General features: G+C 64.4%; 15 protein-coding genes. 4 read left to right on the top strand and 11 right to left on the bottom strand.

Going from position 1 to position 17,835, the window contains the following annotated elements; all coding sequences use genetic code 11:
- Positions 1-69 precede the first annotated feature (69 nt).
- Together nifB and MchiMG62_RS03980 are read left to right on the top strand one after the other, a co-directional pair.
- Positions 70-981: a nitrogenase cofactor biosynthesis protein NifB gene (gene nifB / locus MchiMG62_RS03985; RefSeq protein WP_221057984.1), complete on the top strand. Its 912-nt coding sequence runs from the start codon at positions 70-72 to the stop codon at positions 979-981.
- Positions 982-1,011: 30 nt separating this feature from the next.
- Positions 1,012-1,866 carry a DNA-3-methyladenine glycosylase family protein gene (locus MchiMG62_RS03980; protein ID WP_221057983.1) on the top strand — a complete coding sequence of 285 codons (855 nt, stop codon included), beginning with the start codon at positions 1,012-1,014 and terminating at the stop codon, positions 1,864-1,866.
- Positions 1,867-1,869: 3 nt separating this feature from the next.
- Here the strand turns inward: MchiMG62_RS03980 and MchiMG62_RS03975 are convergent, their stop codons facing one another.
- The 6 genes from MchiMG62_RS03975 to MchiMG62_RS03950 all read right to left on the bottom strand — a co-directional run bounded on the left by MchiMG62_RS03975 (position 1,870) and on the right by MchiMG62_RS03950 (position 7,138).
- Positions 1,870-2,310 carry a hypothetical protein gene (locus MchiMG62_RS03975; RefSeq protein ID WP_221057982.1) on the bottom strand — a complete coding sequence of 147 codons (441 nt, stop codon included), beginning with the start codon at positions 2,308-2,310 and terminating at the stop codon, positions 1,870-1,872.
- Positions 2,311-2,315: 5 nt separating this feature from the next.
- Positions 2,316-3,107 (bottom strand): ABC transporter ATP-binding protein, encoded by a 792-nt coding sequence (locus MchiMG62_RS03970; RefSeq protein WP_221057981.1) that lies wholly within the window; start codon positions 3,105-3,107, stop codon positions 2,316-2,318.
- Complete coding sequence (locus MchiMG62_RS03965; RefSeq protein WP_244987788.1) at positions 3,107-3,889, bottom strand: ABC transporter permease; 783 nt, start codon at positions 3,887-3,889, stop codon at positions 3,107-3,109. The genes MchiMG62_RS03970 and MchiMG62_RS03965 overlap by 1 nt, the downstream gene beginning before the upstream one ends.
- A gap of 34 nt (positions 3,890-3,923) precedes the next feature.
- On the bottom strand, positions 3,924-4,745 hold the full coding sequence (modA, locus tag MchiMG62_RS03960) for a molybdate ABC transporter substrate-binding protein (RefSeq protein WP_221057979.1): 822 nt from the start codon (positions 4,743-4,745) through the stop codon (positions 3,924-3,926).
- A 232-nt stretch (positions 4,746-4,977) separates the two neighbouring features.
- A complete protein-coding gene (locus MchiMG62_RS03955; protein ID WP_221057978.1) occupies positions 4,978-5,259 on the bottom strand; it encodes a hypothetical protein in 282 nt (93 codons plus the stop codon).
- A gap of 652 nt (positions 5,260-5,911) precedes the next feature.
- A complete protein-coding gene (locus tag MchiMG62_RS03950; RefSeq protein WP_221057977.1) occupies positions 5,912-7,138 on the bottom strand; it encodes an adenosylhomocysteinase in 1,227 nt (408 codons plus the stop codon).
- 481 nt (positions 7,139-7,619) lie between these two features.
- Between MchiMG62_RS03950 and hisF the strand changes: the two genes are divergently transcribed.
- Positions 7,620-8,426: an imidazole glycerol phosphate synthase subunit HisF gene (hisF, locus tag MchiMG62_RS03945; protein WP_221057976.1), complete on the top strand. Its 807-nt coding sequence runs from the start codon at positions 7,620-7,622 to the stop codon at positions 8,424-8,426.
- On the opposite strand, the gene pheT is transcribed toward hisF, so the two are convergent.
- Genes pheT through endA form a run of 4 tightly spaced genes read right to left on the bottom strand, consistent with a single transcriptional unit; the run spans position 8,383 to position 13,750 of the window.
- On the bottom strand, positions 8,383-10,023 hold the full coding sequence (gene pheT / locus MchiMG62_RS03940) for a phenylalanine--tRNA ligase subunit beta (RefSeq protein ID WP_221057975.1): 1,641 nt from the start codon (positions 10,021-10,023) through the stop codon (positions 8,383-8,385). The genes hisF and pheT overlap by 44 nt on opposite strands.
- 1 nt (position 10,024) lies before the next feature.
- Complete coding sequence (gene pheS / locus MchiMG62_RS03935; RefSeq protein ID WP_221058626.1) at positions 10,025-11,470, bottom strand: phenylalanine--tRNA ligase subunit alpha; 1,446 nt, start codon at positions 11,468-11,470, stop codon at positions 10,025-10,027.
- 2 nt (positions 11,471-11,472) lie between these two features.
- Positions 11,473-12,729 carry a tryptophan--tRNA ligase gene (locus tag MchiMG62_RS03930; RefSeq protein WP_221057974.1) on the bottom strand — a complete coding sequence of 419 codons (1,257 nt, stop codon included), beginning with the start codon at positions 12,727-12,729 and terminating at the stop codon, positions 11,473-11,475.
- A 10-nt stretch (positions 12,730-12,739) separates the two neighbouring features.
- On the bottom strand, positions 12,740-13,750 hold the full coding sequence (endA, locus tag MchiMG62_RS03925) for a tRNA-intron lyase (protein WP_221057973.1): 1,011 nt from the start codon (positions 13,748-13,750) through the stop codon (positions 12,740-12,742).
- A gap of 94 nt (positions 13,751-13,844) precedes the next feature.
- On the opposite strand from endA, the gene MchiMG62_RS03920 reads away from it, so the two are divergent.
- A complete protein-coding gene (locus tag MchiMG62_RS03920) occupies positions 13,845-15,062 on the top strand; it encodes a hypothetical protein (protein ID WP_221057972.1) in 1,218 nt (405 codons plus the stop codon).
- 42 nt (positions 15,063-15,104) lie between these two features.
- Here MchiMG62_RS03920 and MchiMG62_RS03915 read toward each other — a convergent pair whose 3' ends face one another.
- Positions 15,105-17,489, bottom strand: a complete 2,385-nt coding sequence (locus tag MchiMG62_RS03915) for a PKD domain-containing protein (protein WP_518523736.1) — start codon at positions 17,487-17,489, stop codon at positions 15,105-15,107.
- Positions 17,490-17,835: the final 346 nt, after the last annotated feature.

Below are 17,835 nucleotides of genomic sequence, written 5' to 3'. Positions count from 1 at the left end.
TTTACCGGTCCACCCGGACCGGCCGGCAACCATCAGTATATAACATCCTCCGGCGCATAGATTAGTTATATGGCCGACGAGTATCGAACCGCAACGGTCCAGGGAAGGGAGGTTCCCTACGATCCGGAGCAGTTGCGCAAGATCAGCGAGCACCCCTGCTACTCAGATAAAGCCTGCCACGCCTTCGGGAGGTGCCACGTCCCCGTCGCTCCGAAGTGCAACATCCAGTGCAACTACTGCATACGGGACTTCGACTGCGTGAACGAGAGCCGGCCGGGCGTGACGAGCAGGGTGCTCTCCCCGGAGGAGGCGCTCGACCTTGTTCGGAACGTCGTCAGGGAGTACCCGTACGTGAAGGTGGTCGGGATCGCAGGTCCGGGCGAGCCGCTCGCAAACCCGGAGACGTTCGAGGCGCTCAAGCTGATCCACGAGGAGTTCCCGCACCTGATCATGTGCATCAGCACGAACGGTCTTGCGCTCCCCGAGTCGATCGAGGAACTCGCGAAGTACGATGTCGGGAACGTCACGGTCACGCTCAACGCTGTTGACCCCGCGATCGGTGAGAAGATCTACTCCTGGGTCGAGTACGACGGGAAGAAGTACCACGGGCGCGAGGCGGCCGAACTCCTCCTCGCCCAGCAGATGAAGGGGATCGAGATGGCGGTGGCAAAGAAGATGTTCGTCAAGATCAACACCGTCTACATCCCCGGGATCAACGACGAGCACATTCCCGAGATCGCAAAGAAGGTCGGGGAGATGGGAGCGTTCACCTTCAACGTCATCCCGCTCATCCCGCAGTACAAGTTCGCCGCGATCACCCCCCCGACGCCGAAGGAGAAGCGGGAGATGCAGGACCGGTGCGAACCCTACATCAAGCAGATGCGCCACTGCGCACGCTGCCGGGCGGACGCGATCGGGAAACTGGGCCAGGACGTCCAGTCCTGCGTCTACCAGCAGATGAAGGATGAGAAGAAAGAATAACCCCTTTTTTACCCGCCGCGGCTACCGGCCATGAAGACGATCGAACTCCGGCCCGACCAGCCGTTCGACCTCGACCTGACGCTCTCCTGCGGGCAGGCATTCCGCTGGGAGAAGACAAACGGGTGGTGGCGGGGCGTCGTCGACGGCCGGGCCGTCCGGATACGGCAGGACGGATCCCGTCTCATGTTTGAGGGGGCGGACGATGGGTTCGTCCGCGACTACTTCCGGCTCGACCAGGATCTTCCTGCCATCCTCTCGTCGATCGACCGCGACGCGGCGATCGGCGCCGCCATCCGGGAGTGCCGCGGCCTTCGGCTTGTCAGGCAGCCACCGTGGGAGTGCCTGATCTCGTATCTCTGCGCCACGAACACGAACATCCCGGCGGTGAAGCGGCGGGTCGCGCTGATGGCGGAGCGCTACGGGAGGCCGGTAGACGGGCCCTCCGGCAGGGCATACGCGTTCCCCGGACCGGAGGCGCTCGCGGGGGTTCCGCACGGGGACTTATGGGACTGTAAACTCGGCTACCGGACGAACTACGTCCGGGAGGCTGCCGGATATGCGGCAGAGCACCCGGACTGGGCGGAGCGGGTCGCCGCCCTTCCGTTCGAGGAGGCGCGGCAGGCGCTGATGCAACTCCGGGGCGTGGGGCCGAAGGCGGCGGACTGCGTGCTGCTCTTTGCGTTCGGGTTTTTTGAAGCGTTCCCGGTCGACGTCTGGATACGCCGGATCGTGGGAGAGATGTATCTCCCCGATCTCGGCAAAAACTGCACCCCGGCGGAGTACGAGCGGATCCGGCGATTTAGCCGGGACTACTTCGGGGAATACGCGGGGTATGCGCAGGAATACCTCTACTGCGCGCGTGGCCCGGCGCGCCGGGCGGCCTGAAGTTCACCCCTTCCCGCTGCGGATACGCTCCCGGACGAGCAAGACTCCCGCGAGCAGGATGAGGATGCCGAGGGCTGCGAGGACGATGGTGACCAGGGCAACAGGCACTCCGCAGACCGGGATCACGGGCGAGGCGATGGCGATGGCGACCTGTTTCCCGGGAGGCACAAATTCCCTGCCGGAAGCGAGATCCCCGTGCCGCGCCATCGTCGTGTTGTAGAGATGCGCCCTCACCTCCGGGGGCATGCTCTCCAGGAACTCGGGGCAGACTTGCTCGTAGTACTCGCCGACGGAGGCGTTCTGCTCCAGCATCCGCTCGTAGATCTCCGCGTGCGACTCGTTGAACGAGTAATTGATGGGGATCTCCCCGCCCGCGGCAGAACCCGGCACGAGAGAGATCGCCGCGAGCAGTGCGAGGAGGAGAACGTATCCGTGCTTCACCATGGTCATCATCCGAGGGGCCGGGAGTCCGGCGGCCTCCGGCTATGAGCAGTGATGGACGCCCGGGGCATAAATCCGTTGCGGGGCTCCGACCCGGCGAAACTCGCGATGAACCCGTTCTCCCGCATGCCGAGCACCTTCTCCGGCGCACCCTCGGCCACCACCTTCCCCTCCTCGATGAGGCAGAGACGGTCGCCGAGTTCAAGGGCGTCGCGGAGGTTGTGGGTGACGACGATGCAGGGGATGCCGGCGCTCCGGATCCGGTCGCGAAGCTCGCTCCGCATCGCAGCCTGCGCCCGCATATCGACGGCGGCGAGCGGTTCGTCGAGGAGGAGGAGGTCCGGGTTGAGCACCAGCGCCCGGGCAAGGGCCACCCGCTGCCGCTGCCCGCCCGAGAGCCGGCCGGCGTTGACATCCGAGAGATCGGCGAGGTTCATCGCGCGGAGATGGTTCGTCACGGCGAAGGCAACCTCCGGCCGCGGAACCTTCCGGCACCGGAGGCCGAACGCTATGTTCTCGGCGACGGTCATGTGCGGGAAGAGCGCGTAGGACTGGAAGAGGTGACCGATCTTCCGGCTCTCGGGAGGAATACCGATCTTTTTCTCGTCCGAAAACAGCGTCCGATCCCCGAGCACGATCTCGCCGTGGTCCGGGGTGAGGATGCCGGAGATCAGGTTCAGCACCGTGGACTTGCCCGAGCCGTTCTCACCGATGAGGACGAGGGTCTCGCCGGACCGGACCGAGAGCGTGACGTCGAGGACGAAGTCACGCAGTTGCCGGACGGCATGGACGGAGAGCATCAATACTTCCTCCGGGTGACGATCTTCACGGCAGAGATCACCGCAAACGATATCACGACAAGGATGATGGAGAGGCTGATCGCGGCGTTCATGTCTCCCTGCATGGTCGTGTAAATTGCAAGCGGCATCGTCTGGGTCCTGCCCTGGAAGTTTCCGGCAAACATGATCGTCGCACCGAACTCCCCGAGTGCCCGGGCGAACGAGAGGATCGCCCCGGAGACGAGTCCGCCCCACGCAAGCGGGATGGTGATCCGGAGAGCGACGGTCATGGGGGAGGCCCCGAGCGTCCGCGCCGCATCCTCGTAGAGGCGGTCGACCGCCTCGAAACTCGCCCGCGCCTGCCGGATGTAGAACGGCGAGGCGACGAAGACCTGTGCGAGGATCACCGCGATCGTGGTGAAGCCGATATGGATGCCGAAGATATCGAGGTACTGCCCGATCACGCCCCGGCGGCCGAAGGCCATCAGCAGCGCGAGCCCCGCCACCGCCGGCGGGAGGACGATGGGGAGGTCGGTGAGGGTGTCGACGAGCTCCTTCCCCGTGTAGTCGCGCCGGGCGTTCACCAGGGCAAGCGGCGTCCCGAAGAGGACGACGATCGCCGTGCTCACCGTCGCGGTGACGAAGGAGAGCGAGAGGGCATCGAGCACCACCGGTTGGGTGAGCGAATGGAAGAACCCTTCCGGCGATATGCGCAGGAAGAGCGAGACTACCGGCAGCGTGATGAAGAGGAGGAAGAGTGCAAGAAGGACGGTGGTGAAGAGGGAAAGAACCGCCCTCCTCAATACCGTCAGGCTGCCGTGCGGAAATATCCCGCGTTCAGGCAGGGATCGGGTCAAAACCATATTCCGTCAGGATGGCGCTGCCGTCCGGGCCCCGGACGAATGCTATGAACGACTCTGCTTCAGTCTTGCCCGGCGACTCCGCAAGGATGCCGAGCGGATAGGTGGCCACGACGTTGTATTCGGCCGGGATGTCGAGCCGGGTCACTTTCGTCAGGTCGTCCTTTGAGACGTCCGACTTGTAGACGATCGCCGCATCGGCCTCGCCGAGCGCCAGCTTGGGCACCACGGAGCTCACCGCCGTCTCCTCGGAGACGACGTTCTTCATCACGGCGTCCTTGTAGGCCGGACCATAGGCAGGATCGGCGGCCATCTTCTCGAACATCTGCCGGGTATAGTCGCCGAAGGGAACATCCTTGGTGCCGATGACGATCTTCACACCGGGTTTGTTCAGGTCGGCGAGACCGGTGATCCCTGCCGGATTATCGACCGGGACGATCAGGGCCAGGCTGTTCCCGAGGAACGGAACCACGGTGCTGTTGTCCATGAACCCGCCGTCCTGGAGCGCCTTCATGTGCTTTGTGCTCGCGGAGACGAAGATATCCGCATTCGCTCCCTGTTCGATCTGGGTGCGGAGGGTCTGCGAGCCGTCAAAGACGAAGTCGACCTTGACGTTCTCGTTCTGTGCCTCGTAAGCTTTGCCGATATCCGTGAAGGCCCCCGTGAGCGATGCGGCCGTAAAGACCGTCAGGGTTGTCTCTCCCGGGGTCTCTTCCGTGGTCGTGCATCCTGCAACCAGGAGACCGGCGATGATCATGAGCGTTACGGCAACGAGGGTTGCCGGGGTTGATACTTTCATAATAATGACACCTTGTTCATAAAGGATTGCGGCACGGTATATTTAATTTAGCTTATTCGGGGCCCGTATAAACGATATCTGATTTACAGGTTCGGCGAGCATAAAAATGTGTTGCGCTGCCGGTTGCCGGATAGGGGGTTTGAGGAGATTCTTCATGACGACCGGCCCGGGCGAGAACAGGCAATCACCCCGGCCGATGACGGTCGCACGCAGGTTGAACGATACGTTCGGGTCAGGCTTGCCGCCGTTTCACTTCATCCAGGAGCTCGCGGCGGAACCCCTCGATGCGCTCGTTCACCATCCGGACGAGGGGCTCGTTCTCGCCCGCACCATAAAGCGAAGTCTCGCGGCGCCGCACCTCTTCGAGCGTCCTCGCTTTCGTCAGTTCTCCGATGACGGACTGGGCCATATTCGAGTACTCGCCGCTGTCGACCTTCTCCTTCAGCCACCGGTAGAGATGACCCGGGAGCCGCACACCCACCTGCTTGCTTGAGACGTTATCGGGAGACTCCATCTTCCTATTCAGGTATTCCGGCAGGACAATTATATTGTATTGTTTTTATTTTTTCAACGAGATACCTATTGATACCAATGGATACCATTTAAGCGATCGGAGCACCCATAGGGAGTGTATGAGACAGAGCAGTGTGGTTGACCCATGCAGGCCGGAAAGTATACCGGAAGCACGAAAGGGGTGGAGCAACACCCTCCCGGAGAGGAACAAACGTGCAGAAAACAGGGGGACGGGTGTGTGCGGGTTAGACAGGACCCGGAAGACGGCGTGCCCGTCGTGCGATACCGGAGTGGATGGACCTGCTCCCTGCCCATTCTGCGGGTGCCGGGACCACGTCAAGGAGATCATTACCGCCAACTCACGGGTCCATACCGTCCATCAATGCCTCAAATGCGGCCACTGGTTCGACGATCGGGGGCCGGCATGCCCCCGGTGCGGCTCCCCGGGGGAACTCCTGGGGAATGTCGATGTTCCCGGGTGCAGCATATATGCTCAGTATCGGTGCCGGAGATGCAGTCACGGGTTCATGCTCAAGATACGATAAAGCACAGATGGCCACTGGCCCTAACAGCGAACCGAACCCCGCCCACCGTCCGCTCCCATCATGGATCGTGCGCAGGCGTCTATGGTGCGGTGAAAAAGAAGGGACGAGTTACGTCCCGATCGTCCAGCTGCTCATGTAGGTCTCCTGCTCGGGCGTCAGCCGGTCGATCGAGAGGCCGAGCGCGTCGAGTTTCAGCCGCGCCACAGCCTCGTCGATGGCGGACGGGACGTCGTGCACGCCGGGAGCGAGTTCGCGGCCGTGCTTCGCGATGAACTCGGCGGAGAGCGCCTGGACCGCGAAACTCAGGTCCATCACCTCGACGGGGTGACCCATGCCCTTCGGCGTCGCGAGGTTCACGAGCCTCCCTTCGGCAAGGACGTGGACGGCCTTCCCACCGAGCACGTAGGTGTCGATGCCGTCCCGGTGAACGGTAGAGTCCGCGTGCGACGCAAGCCAGTCGACGTCGATCTCAACGTTGAAGTGGCCGGCGTTCGCGAGGATCGCCCCGTCCTTCAGGCTCGGGAAGTGGCGTTCGGTGAGGATGCCCGTATTCCCGGTGGTGGTGACGAAGATGTCGCCGAGCGCTGCCGCCTCGTCCATCGTCATGACGTCGAACCCGTCCATGTGCGCCTGGAGCGCCCGCCGGGGGTCCACTTCGGTCACGATGACGCGGGCGCCGAGGCTCCGGGCCTTCTGCGCAAGTCCCCGGCCGCAGTAGCCGTAGCCGGCGACGACGAACCGCTTTCCGGCGATAAGAACGTTCGTGGTGATCATGATCGACGCAAGCGAGCTCTCCCCGGTGCCGTGGACGTTGTCGAAGAAGTGCTTCATCGGGGTGTCGTTGACGGCGACGACCGGGAACTTGAGCGCCCCGTCCTGTGCCATCGCGCGGAGCCGGTGGATACCGGTCGTGGTCTCCTCGCACCCGCCGATGATCGAGTCCAGCACATCCCGCCGCTCGGTGTGGATGCGGTGGATCAGGTCCATCCCGTCATCGATGGTGATTGCGGGGCAGGCGTCGAGCACCCGGTCGATGGCCGCGTAGTACTCCTCGACACTGGCGCCCCGGCGGGCGTAGGAGTGCACCCCTTCCCGGGTATCGAGCGCCATCGAGACGTCGTCCTGGGTCGAGAGGGGGTTGCACCCCGTGATGTATACCTCGGCTCCGCCTGCCGCGAGCGTCTCGACCAGCACCGCGGTCTTCGCCTCGACGTGCAGGGCCATGCCGACAGTCATGCCGGAGAACGGCTTCTCCTCGACAAAACGTTTCCGAATGGACGAGAGCACCGGCATATACTGCCGCGCCCACGCAATTTTTAGATCTCCAGACTCCATAAAAACCACCAGACCGGTTATCCCGCCCGGATATCCTCCGGTTTGCCTGTAAAGGTGTCTTTCGTGAGTACTTAAAAGTAAGGGAGCAGCACGGGCTCCAGGGGATCGGGTTCGCCCGCGTGTACGTGCAACCTCAATTGATGGATATCCTCCAGGAGCATCTCCGGTGCGTTCAGCCATTTTCCAGTCGCAAAAAGCGGAAACTGATTTCCACCGGATATCGCCATTGGGGGAGGCGGCTCGCGGGGAGGGGGGAGCATCCCCCCCTCCCCTGTCTCCAACCCGCTCCTCCTGTGCTTGTGTTCCGGTTTCAATGAATCTTCGCAAGTCGAAAACGCTACGCGTTTTCTCAAACTCTGCTCCCGGCGGAGCGTCGCAAGTCGAAAACGCGTAGCGTTTTCTCCTGCTCCTGCCGCTCGCTTCGCTCGCGCCAGTCGCACATACCAAACCCTCATCACCTCCGCCCTCAAAACCACTACGCATGGTTTTGACCAAGCGGATCATCCCCTGCCTGGACCTCAAGGACGGGCGGGTGGTCAAGGGCACGCACTTCGTCGGCCTGCGCGACGCGGGCGATCCCGTGGAACTCGCCCAGCGCTACAACGAGCAGGGCGCGGACGAGGTGGTCTTCCTCGACATCACCGCCACCAGGGAAGACCGGGGCACCATCATCGACGTCGTGCAGCGGGCGGCCGACCAGCTCTTCCTCCCGCTCACCGTGGGCGGCGGCATCCGGACGATCGAGGATATGAAGCAGATCCTCCGGGCGGGCGCGGACAAGGTGAGCATCAACTCGAGCGCCGTCGCCGACCCGAACCTGATCTCGCAGGGCGCAGAGCGGTTCGGAACCCAATGCATCGTCGTCGCCGTCGATGTCCGGCGCAACTACGAGACGACACCGGGAAAGACGCCGATAACCCTCGCCGACGGCCAGGAGTGCTGGTACGAGGTCGTGACCCACGGTGGAAGCCGGGGCACGGGGCTTGACGCCGTCGCCTGGGTGAGAGAGGCGGAGGAGCGCGGAGCGGGCGAGATCCTGCTCACCAGCATGGAGACCGACGGGACGAAGGAGGGGTTCGATATCCCGATCACGGGAGCGGTCTCGGAGGCGGTCGGGATCCCGGTGGTCGCGAGCGGCGGCGTGGGGACGCTCGACCACTTCTACGAAGGGTTCACGGAAGGAAAGGCCGACGCCTGCCTCGCGGCAAGCGTCTTCCACTACGGCGAGTTCACCGTCCGCCAGGTCAAGGAGTACCTGGCGGGACGGGGTATCCCGGTACGGCTGTAAGGTCGAGCGCGAGCGCCGCGACCGGGTGTTCGAGATCGAACGCCCTGAGAACAGCCGGGTGGATCTCCCCGAACACCCCCGCTATTCTTCCGTCGACGACGATATCCCCGCGGCGGCCGTCGAGGAACGCCGGGTCGGCCGACTCGACGATCGTATAGGAGAGCGAGAGTTCCCGGCAGAGGACGTCCGCCGCCGCGTATGCCTCAGAGAAGTCGGCCGCCGGGTGGATGCTGACTGCGGCGGCCTGCTGGGAGGTGACGCAGTCCTCGACCACGTCGCCCACTGCAAAGAGCCGCTGCGGGAGTTCGCGGTGCTTGTTCGCCTGGAGCATCTCCATCAGCAGGGGGAGAAGGTCAGTCCGGACCACCGTCTGCTCCTCGCTGATCGGGTGGAGAACCCGCAGGGTCCCCGGAGCAGGCTCGCGCTGCATGTTCGCGTAGAGCACCCGCTCGTTTGAGAGGGTGAACGGCATCATCTCGAGATAGCCAAGACCGATCATCACCGACCTTACCGCTCCCGCGATTGCGGGGATCGGGTGCTCCTTTGCAACGGTCGAGGTCTCCGGGAGGACGGCGTCGAAGTTCTCGATGCCGTAGGCGATTGCCACGTCTTCAAAGACGTCCCAGTCGTGGAGGATGTCCGAACGGTAGCAGGGGACGAGCACCCGGACCCGTGAGTCGCCGTCGGGCTCTGCCCCGAACCGCATCCGGCGAAGAAGCCGCGACATCTCCTCTCCCGTGAGAGGGAGGCCGAGGAGGGAGGAACACTCCGCGACCGAGACGACGCGCTCCGCGGGGGCGAGCGTGGGCATCTCCTCTCCCTCGACGGTCACCGTCTCGATCGTCGCCCCGGCCTCGGCGAGCGCCGTGCAGATGATGTTGACCGCCGTCATCACCGCTTTCCGGTCGGTGCCGGTGCAGTCGAGCAGGATGTTCTTTGTCGCCGACGTGACCCTCGTCAGCTCGCCGTTGATGATCGGCGGGAAGGAGAGCACCCGGTCGTCGGCATCGACGATCAGCGGGAACCGATTGAAGTTTTCCACCAGATGTGCGTAGTCCCGGCCCTTCGGGTGGTCGGCGAGCATCTTTTCCATCGTCATCTCCCGCTCGAAGTCCAGCGGGACGAACGACCGATCCCGGGGCGAGGCGATGTAGCGGAACGGCGGCCTGACCGCATCGAGGTCGTGGACGCCGATCGCCACCTTGCCCCGCCCGCGCCCGACCGCCCAGTGAAGGGCCTCCTGGAGGGCCATCAGGCTCTCGATCGCCTCCTCGTCGAGGTTGACGTTCCGGATCACGGCCGAGCCGAGATACGGCCGGATACCGGCAAGGCCCGGATCGACCGAGAAGGTGATCCCGGAAGGGCGGACGGCGTAGGCCGGGAGGCCCTCCTCGATACCGAGGAACCCGCGCATCGCCCGGGCAACGCCCTCGGGAGAGTAGAGGTCCGGCCGATCGGGGAAGAACTCGACGTCCACGTGGTCTTCCTCGATCCGTTCGATGTCGGCCCCGATCATCGGAACGCGGTCGATGATCGTCTGCCGGTCGGTCCCGGTCAACCGTTCCAGGTACCGGTAGGGTAGCGTGATTATTCCCATATTACCGCCTCCCGCCGTAGGTGGGCGTCTCCCGGACCCACTCGACGTCGCTCCTGTAGAGCTGCCGGAGATCCCGCAGCCCCAGCCGGAGCATCGCCACCCGGCTGATCCCGAGACCCCACGCGAGCACCGGGTGCTCGATCCCGAAGGGCGCGGTCACTTCCTGGCGGAATATGCCCGCGCCGCCGAGTTCCACCCAGCCGAGCCCGTCGACGTAGACCTCCGGCTCCACGGAGGGCTCGGTGTAGGGGAAGTAGCCGGGTCGGAACCGGACCTTCTCAAAGCCCATCTTGGCGTAGAACTCTTTCAAGAACCCGAGGAGGTGACGTAAATTGACGTCTTCGTCCATGACGATCCCCTCGAGCTGCTCGAACTCCGCAAGGTGGGTGGGATCGACCGCCTCCCGCCGGTAGACCCGGCCGATGCAGAACGCCTTCACCGGAGGGGTGGGGTGGCTCGCCAGGTGCTGGATGGAGAGGCTCGTCGTGTGGGTCCGGAGCACGCACTGCTCCGCCTTCTCGGCGCTCCAGGTTCCCCCCCACCCGGTCGAGGAGGTCTCGCCGCCGTGCTCGTGCATATCGCGGACGCGCTCGTATCCCGCCGGGAGCGGCCAGCGCTCGCCGAGGAAGAAGGTGTCCTGCATCTCCCGCGCCGGGTGGTCCTGCGGCTGGAAGAGAGCGTCGAAGTTCCAGAACGAACTCTGCACGATCCCGCCCGCCATCTCCTCAAAGCCCATGTCGAAGAGGATGCGGCGCATCTCGTCGATGAGGCGCTGGTAGGGGTGGGTCTTGCCCGGGTAGGCGCGTTTCGGCAGTTTCGTGACGTCGTAGCGCCGGAGCGGGAGGTCCTTCCACTCACCGGAGAGGATCTGCTCGCGGGTGAGCGTCCCCACCTCTTCCCGCAGGTCGAGGCCCTGGCTGAGGAGTTCGCGGCCGCGGGGCGTGACCGAGACGGTGTAGGCGACGGTCTCCTCCTCCTCGACAAGCCCGCGCTTCGCGAGATCGGCAACACCATCGCCGTCCTCGATCGCGCCGCTCTCGCCGAGCCTTGCAAACGCGGCCTCATCGGGTCCCGGGGCGGTCCGGCCGGTCTTCTGCACGACCCCGTCGCGGATGGCGATCCAGCCCTTCTTGCGCATCCAGCCGATGGCGATCTTCGCAAGCGGATGGCTCTGGAGATCGCGCATCGGGATCGTCTCCTCGAAGCTATCGAGCACCTGCCGCTCGGGGAGGCCCTTTCCTATGTAGGCCCGCCCCTCTTCCGTCGGGACATACCGCCGTGAGACGTGCTTCTCCACGTCCACAAGGCCCCGCTCCCCGGCGAGGTTCGCGTACTGCACCACCGCTTCCCGGCGGGTATCCATCTTCTCCGCAAGGACGGCCGCGTCGGCCGATCCCATCGTCCCCAGGGCAACCAGGAGCCTCTTCTCGTTCAGCGTCAGTTCCACCGTCACACCTCCTCTGCAAGGTGCTCGACCGCATCCATCTTATCCCGCAACTCCGCGAGGAACGCATTCACGCGCTCCAGCGTCTCCTTCTTGCACTGCCCGCAGGTGAGTTCGCCGCTCTCGCACCGGCGCCGGAGATCGGCAAGTTCCACGTCGTCTTCGAGCATGTGGAAGAGATTCAGGAGATAGACCGAGCAGGCGTCCGGCTCGCCGCCGAGACGCCTCTGCTCCTCGAGCGTCATCCGGCCGCCGGTCATCGCCGCCATGACCTTCTTCCTGACCGACTTTTCGGACTCGTAGAACCCGAACGAACTCTCGGGCACGCTGCTCGACATCTTCCCGCCCTGGAGCCCGGGCATGAAGATGTGGTAGGTCGACGAGGGGAGGTAGAACCCGAACCCGCCGTGAGCGATCTCGATCTCGCGGACGGCGTCCTCCACCCGCCCCTGCGGAAGGCCGGTGACGTCGACGTGGCCCGCGTACTTCTTCGAGCCGGGGAAGGCGCGGTGCACGGCCTCGATAGCCTCCTCGGGAGCGTTCTTCGACCGGACGCTGATATGGTCGCCGCGATCCTCGACCGTGAAGAGCCTGAGTTTGTAGGCCACATCCCGGGTGAGCCGGATGTGCGGGTCCTGGTCGAGGCCGACCGGGACGACGGTGGGCGCAGGGCCGGCATCGAGCTGCGGGAAGAGGATGTCGGCAACCTGGGTGATGACGCTCATGGCATGGGAGAGCGAGGTATCGGGTCCGAACCCGTAGATCGCCGACATCTCCGAGAAGTTCACCTTCGTGGACGCCTCGAACGCGAGGTCTTTCAGGCGCTCGTTTTTGCTCTGGTAGTAGGTCGTGCCCTCGAATCCCAGGGCGTAGAGGGCTTTGAGATACTCCTTCCCGTACTCGCGGCACTTCTCCCACGAGATGCCGCGGACCGCGTGCGCCTCACGGTCGGCGACGGCGACGTAGCCGTTCCCGCCCTGCCGGACGTGCCAGACGACCTCTTTCATGACCATCAGGTGCCCCAGATGCGGGAGGCCCGAGGGCATGAACCCGGTCAGCACGTGAAACGGGGTGCGCTTTTGGATAGCGTCGGCTACCAGGTTGTAGTCCCGGTGCCCGACGACGATACCCCTGCGCATAAACGACGGTACTTCGGGAAGCCTTCGTGCGACCTCACTGACCGGCTCGATGCCGAACTCGGCAAAGAGTCGATCCACATCAACGGTCTGGTTACTCGACCACGGGTTCACTTCAGAATGCATGTGCTGACGCTCACAGTTTTATTCGGGCGAATTCGACGTATCTGATATCGGTGTTATATATGCAGGCAAACAACATCTTTTTTTTGACGCTGTGAGCGAGCCTGACGGAGCGGGAGACGGCGCTCATCGGCGTAGAGGTTCCGGACGGAACCGCGTGGACGAGCATCTCGGAATGGCTCTTCTTCCCGGAGTAGACGCGGAAATGGTGGCCGAACTTGTAGCCCGTCCGGGGGATGTAGCCCTTCTCGCGGAGGTCGGAGAAGACCCGTTCCTTCTCATGGATCTCGACGTCTTTTTCTGCCGCCGCATCGAGGAACTGCTCTGCGGTCATCTGTCCCCCGTCCTGCACGACCGAGAGGCAGCGTCTGCGCATGAGATAGATCGACTCGACCGGGCGGAGGAGGAGCCGTTCGGTATCGAGCCGCTTGCCGTACCAGTCCTCTTCGAGCGGGGTTCCCGGCGGCAGGTGGGCGAGCGCGTAGGTCCCGAAGAGCGTGGCCTCCACCGGCGTCGCGCATCCCGCAGGCTCCCCGACCCCGGGAAGATCCTGCACCCGCACCTCGTAGTAGGTCAACTCGTCCTCGTCGTCGACGACCGCGAGGAGGTACTGTTTGCGCATGTTGACCGCGGCAAGCACGTCCTGGCTTAACCGGTCGAAATCGACGATGTCGCGCTCGGAGAGAACCCGGATCAGGTACCGGGACTTCCCGGCGCCGGGCTTGTGGCCGCGGCGGAAGACGCGGAAATCCTGCGGCCCGGGCTGGATCACGTATCCCCGCTCGCGGATGTCGCGGTAGACGAGGTACCTGCGGATGAAGTTCGGCTGGCCGGCAAAGAGGCCGAGCAGGGCGTCGAAACCGAAGTCTTTCACGTCGATCTTGTTTCGTTCCATGAGGTAGAGCGCCTCTTCGGGAGAGAGGCGGAGGCCGGTTCCCTCGGGCCTGCCGTAGCCGCCCTGCTCGTAGAGCGCCCGCCCTTCACCGCCGAGGCGCACCCAGGTTCCGTCGAATGTTGCCAACACGTGCTAGAGGTATTGGAGGTTCACGTTCATTAATGGATTGCCGGGGCGAACCACTACGCTTTTTGCGTGCCGCGCCGCACCAGTGATCGATTCCATGACGGAAACAGTCCGAGACTTCTGGAAGTCGGGGACGATCCTCGCGGCACTGCTCATAGCGGTGGTGATGCCGGCAGGAATCGTCTCTGCGAGCGAGACCTCACCGGAGGTCGCCTGGAACGTGACGTTCGCACCGGAGAACAACAACAAGTTCGACGCCGTTGCGCCGACGGCGGACGGCGGGTTCATCGCCCTCGGCTCGACCCTTGCGGAGAAGTACGGGGGGAGCGAGAGCCTGCTGCTCGTAAAGACCGACGGCCGGGGTAATGAGACGTGGACGGTGACGATGCCCGAGATAGCGCCGGCCTCCGTTGCAGAGACCGATGACGGGGGATATATCATCGGCGCCTACAACATGTCCACAACCGTGGTCGATCAGGACTTCAACTACCAGGGTTCCTCGTTCCTGATCAGGACGAATGCCGCCGGTGAAGAGGAGTGGCGGCAGGTCATTCCCGGGATGAAGGTCTCGTCCGTCGAGGAGACTGCGGACGGCGGCTACGCCGCGATCGGGTGGCTCTGGAACCCGCCCGAATCGGAGAACGAGACGACGGCGGTCATCGTAAAGACCGACGGTGACGGCACGCCCGCCTGGAACCGGACGTTCCCCGGGATCTCTGCGAACGTAGGAACCGTGACCGCCGACGGCGGCTACGTCCTCGGGGGCACCAAGTCGCCCTTTACTTACGACATCGGCGACGCCTTCCTCATACGCCTCGATGCCGACGGGAACACGCTCTGGCATGAGAACTACCAGGTCCCGGTCATCTTCGACGTCAAGGAGACCGACGACGGGCGGTTCGTCTACGCGGGCAACTACTGGTACGGCCTCGTCGACGGAGACGGCAAGGAGGTCTGGCTCCGGAACATGGAGGGGCTGACCGGATACGCCGTCGAGTTGCGGCCCTCCGGCGGGTACGTGGTTGCAGGCACGGACGCGAGGAGCGGAGAGGGATTCGTCTTCGGAACGGATGGTGACGGAACGATCCTGTGGGACACGGCGTTCACCGCTACCGGGATTTACGGGGCCGCCAGCGCTCCCGGCGGATACACCCTCGCGGGCATCCGGTTCCTCTCCCCCGATACCAGCGCCGCCTGGCTTGCCGGCATCACGGAGGCGGTGAGCCCCGCCCCGACGGCGGCACCGGGATTCGGTGCGGCTGCTGCCGGGGCGGCGCTGCTCCTCCTCCTCGCGGGGAGGAGACGGAGAGGGTAACCCTCCTCCATCGCTTTTTTTGAACAGTTTTCAGGGCCCGCTTCAGGGCTCTCCTTTCCGGAAGTAGAGGAGCGCCCCCGCCCCCGCGATGATGAGGGCAAGCAAGCCCGGGATGAGGTGCGCGTACGGGATCTCCTCCCCGGCCGTGGGTTCCTGGCCGGTATCGGCGGCAACCGCCTGTGCAGCGCCGTCTTCGGGTGCCGCGACAAAGAGCGCGTAGGTGCTGAAGTGCAGGACTTCGGCCGTGACGCTCCGGGTCTCCGGGAGGACGGTGGTGGGAACTTCCTCCCAGGTGCCGGCCGACCGGTTGTATCGCTGCACCACGAGCCCGCCCTGCACGCTGCCGTTGTAGACGGCGTTCCATTGCTCTTCTGTGAAGTTGAACGAGAGCGTCGCCGGCGGGGAGAAGACGGCCTCCTCCGGCCCGGCGATACAGGCGTACCCGGCAAACACGTACCCACCGGGCGCCGCGGGCACGTCGGCCGCATCGATCGCCGCAAGGGTCACCGCGCGAAGCGGGTTGCCGGCGGCATCGACCGCCCGGATGCCCTCCGCGATCGTGAGGGTCGCGATCCCGTCGGCCGAATGGATCCTGGCGACCCGGTCGACGAGGCCTGTCTCCCCGAGGTGCAGGCTGCCGGAGTCGGCTTCACGGGGGGTGGGGGTCGGCGTGGGGTTGGGCTCCGGCGTGCTCCAGCCGGGGTTGACCGGGGCGGAGCCGCCGCCACCACCTCCTCCCCCTCCGCTACCGCCGCCCGGGGGGTTCTGTGTCGCGGTCGGGGTGGGCGTCCGGGTCTGGGTCGGCGTCACGTTAGCCGTTGGAGTCGGGGTTACGGCCGGAGAGGATGTCGGCGTCACGTTAACCGTCGGGGTCGGGGTCGCGGTCGGGGGATGGACGGTTATGTAGCCTGGCTCTGCCGCCGTGCCGCTCCCGGCGGCGTTCCCTGCGGTCAGGGTGACGTCATAGGCACCGGGGCTCACGTAGGTGTGCACCGGGTTCTGCTCCGAAGAGGTTCCGCCGTCACCGAAGTTCCAGAGCCATGTTTCGGGCCCTCCGGTCGAGGTATCCGTGAACCTGACGGTGAGCGGCGCAGTCCCGTTCCTGACGTCGGCCGAAAACGAGGGGGCGAGGTGCTCGTAGACGGTGATGTAGCCGTACTCCGTGTGCGTCGCGCTGGCTCCCGCGTTGTCACAGGTCAGGGAGACGTTGTAAACACCGGGACGATCGTAACGGTGATACGTGTCCCGGTGTGTCGATCTCTCGCCGTCACCGAAGTCCCAGAGCCAGGCCGTCGCGTAGTCCGGTAAATCACCGTAAAAAGCGACCGTGAGGGGTGCAGGCCCCGACAACGGCACCGCCCGGAAACGGATGACCGGCGGTTCCGGGGGACCGACGTGGATGAGATCGGTCTTCGTGACGGTGTCTGACCCGAACACGTTGCTCACCGTGAGCGAGACGGTATAGTTCCCGGGGATCTCGTAGAAGTGCCACGGGTCTTCTAACGTCGAGGTGTTCCCGTCGCCGAAGTCCCATTCCCAGGTGTCCGGGCCGCCGGCCGACTGGTCGATGAACCGGACGTTGAGTACCGCCCCTCCTTCGGCGGGGTTTGCCGAGAACTCCGCTACCGGGGCCGTTCCGCTGAAGTAGGTGAAGGCGTAGATGTCCGAACCCTCGCCACGGCCGTTCTGCCAGACGACCCGATCGCCGCTGACGGCGGGGTAGAGCTGTTCGGTCGCGGAAGGAATGACCGGCATCTGCTTATCCTTCCCTGCGGCGAGGTCGCAGATGTAAACGTTCCAGACCCCGCTCCGCCTGTCCTCCCAAGCGATGAGGTCGCCATCGATCGCCGGGGAGACCTGCCAGTCGGGGTTGTCGGTGATCCTCTGCTCTCCTGCGGCAGGGTCGTCGAGATCGAAGAGGTAGATATCGGGAGCGCCGTTCCGGTAGTCTTCCCAGACGATCCGGCTCCCCGATATCGACGGGTAGGTCTGCCGTGCACCGTTCCCGGTGATCTGCCGCCGCTCTCCGCTCCGGATATCGTACAGCCGGATATCCCCGTTCCCGGTACTCTCCTCCCAGACGACGTACCGCTCCGAGAGCGAGGGCTTCCATCTGGTCACCGGCGAACAGGAGAGGAAGGTCTCGCTGCCGGTCTCGATATCGTAGAGGCAGATATCCGTGCTCCCGCTCCGGGCATCGTACCAGACCACATGCTCTCCGTGAACGACGGGCATCCACTGGTCGGCCGGATCGTCGGTGAGCGCCGTCGTCACGCCGGTCGATAGATCAAAGAGGCAGATGTCCGGGCTCATGTTCCGGTTCTCCTCCCAGACGACGTGATCCCCCGAGACGGACGGAGACCTCTGTCCCGTCCCCCCGCCCGCAACCTTCCGGCCTCCGCTGCCGGGGCCGCTCGAATAGTAGATCGACTTTCCGTTCCTTCCGTCCTCCCAGACAACCGTACCCCCGTCGATGTCGGGATGCTCCTGCGACCCCCATCGATACAGATCGAAACGATATCCCCCGGGGCCCTCTCCCCGGCCACGGCAGGCGATGCCAGTAATCCTATGGCAATGGCGGTACAGATAACAATCAGCGCTTTACATGCAGTCATTCTTGTATCACCACGATGAGAACGCCCCTTTCGTCCCATACGGTGGTGTCTGTACGCACGCCGGGGAAACGGGGTTCCCTCGCCGGCGTACAAACGGAAATCCTGTGGAATTCCGGAGAATCACCGGGACACCTCAGGATAAAGGGTTCGCGCGTTGC

This window comes from Methanoculleus chikugoensis, from assembly GCF_019669965.1.
GTDB classification, from domain to species: Archaea; Halobacteriota; Methanomicrobia; order Methanomicrobiales; family Methanoculleaceae; genus Methanoculleus; species Methanoculleus chikugoensis.
The sequence above is the reverse complement of the archived record's forward strand: the minus strand, read 5'-3'. Positions and strand labels throughout refer to the sequence as shown.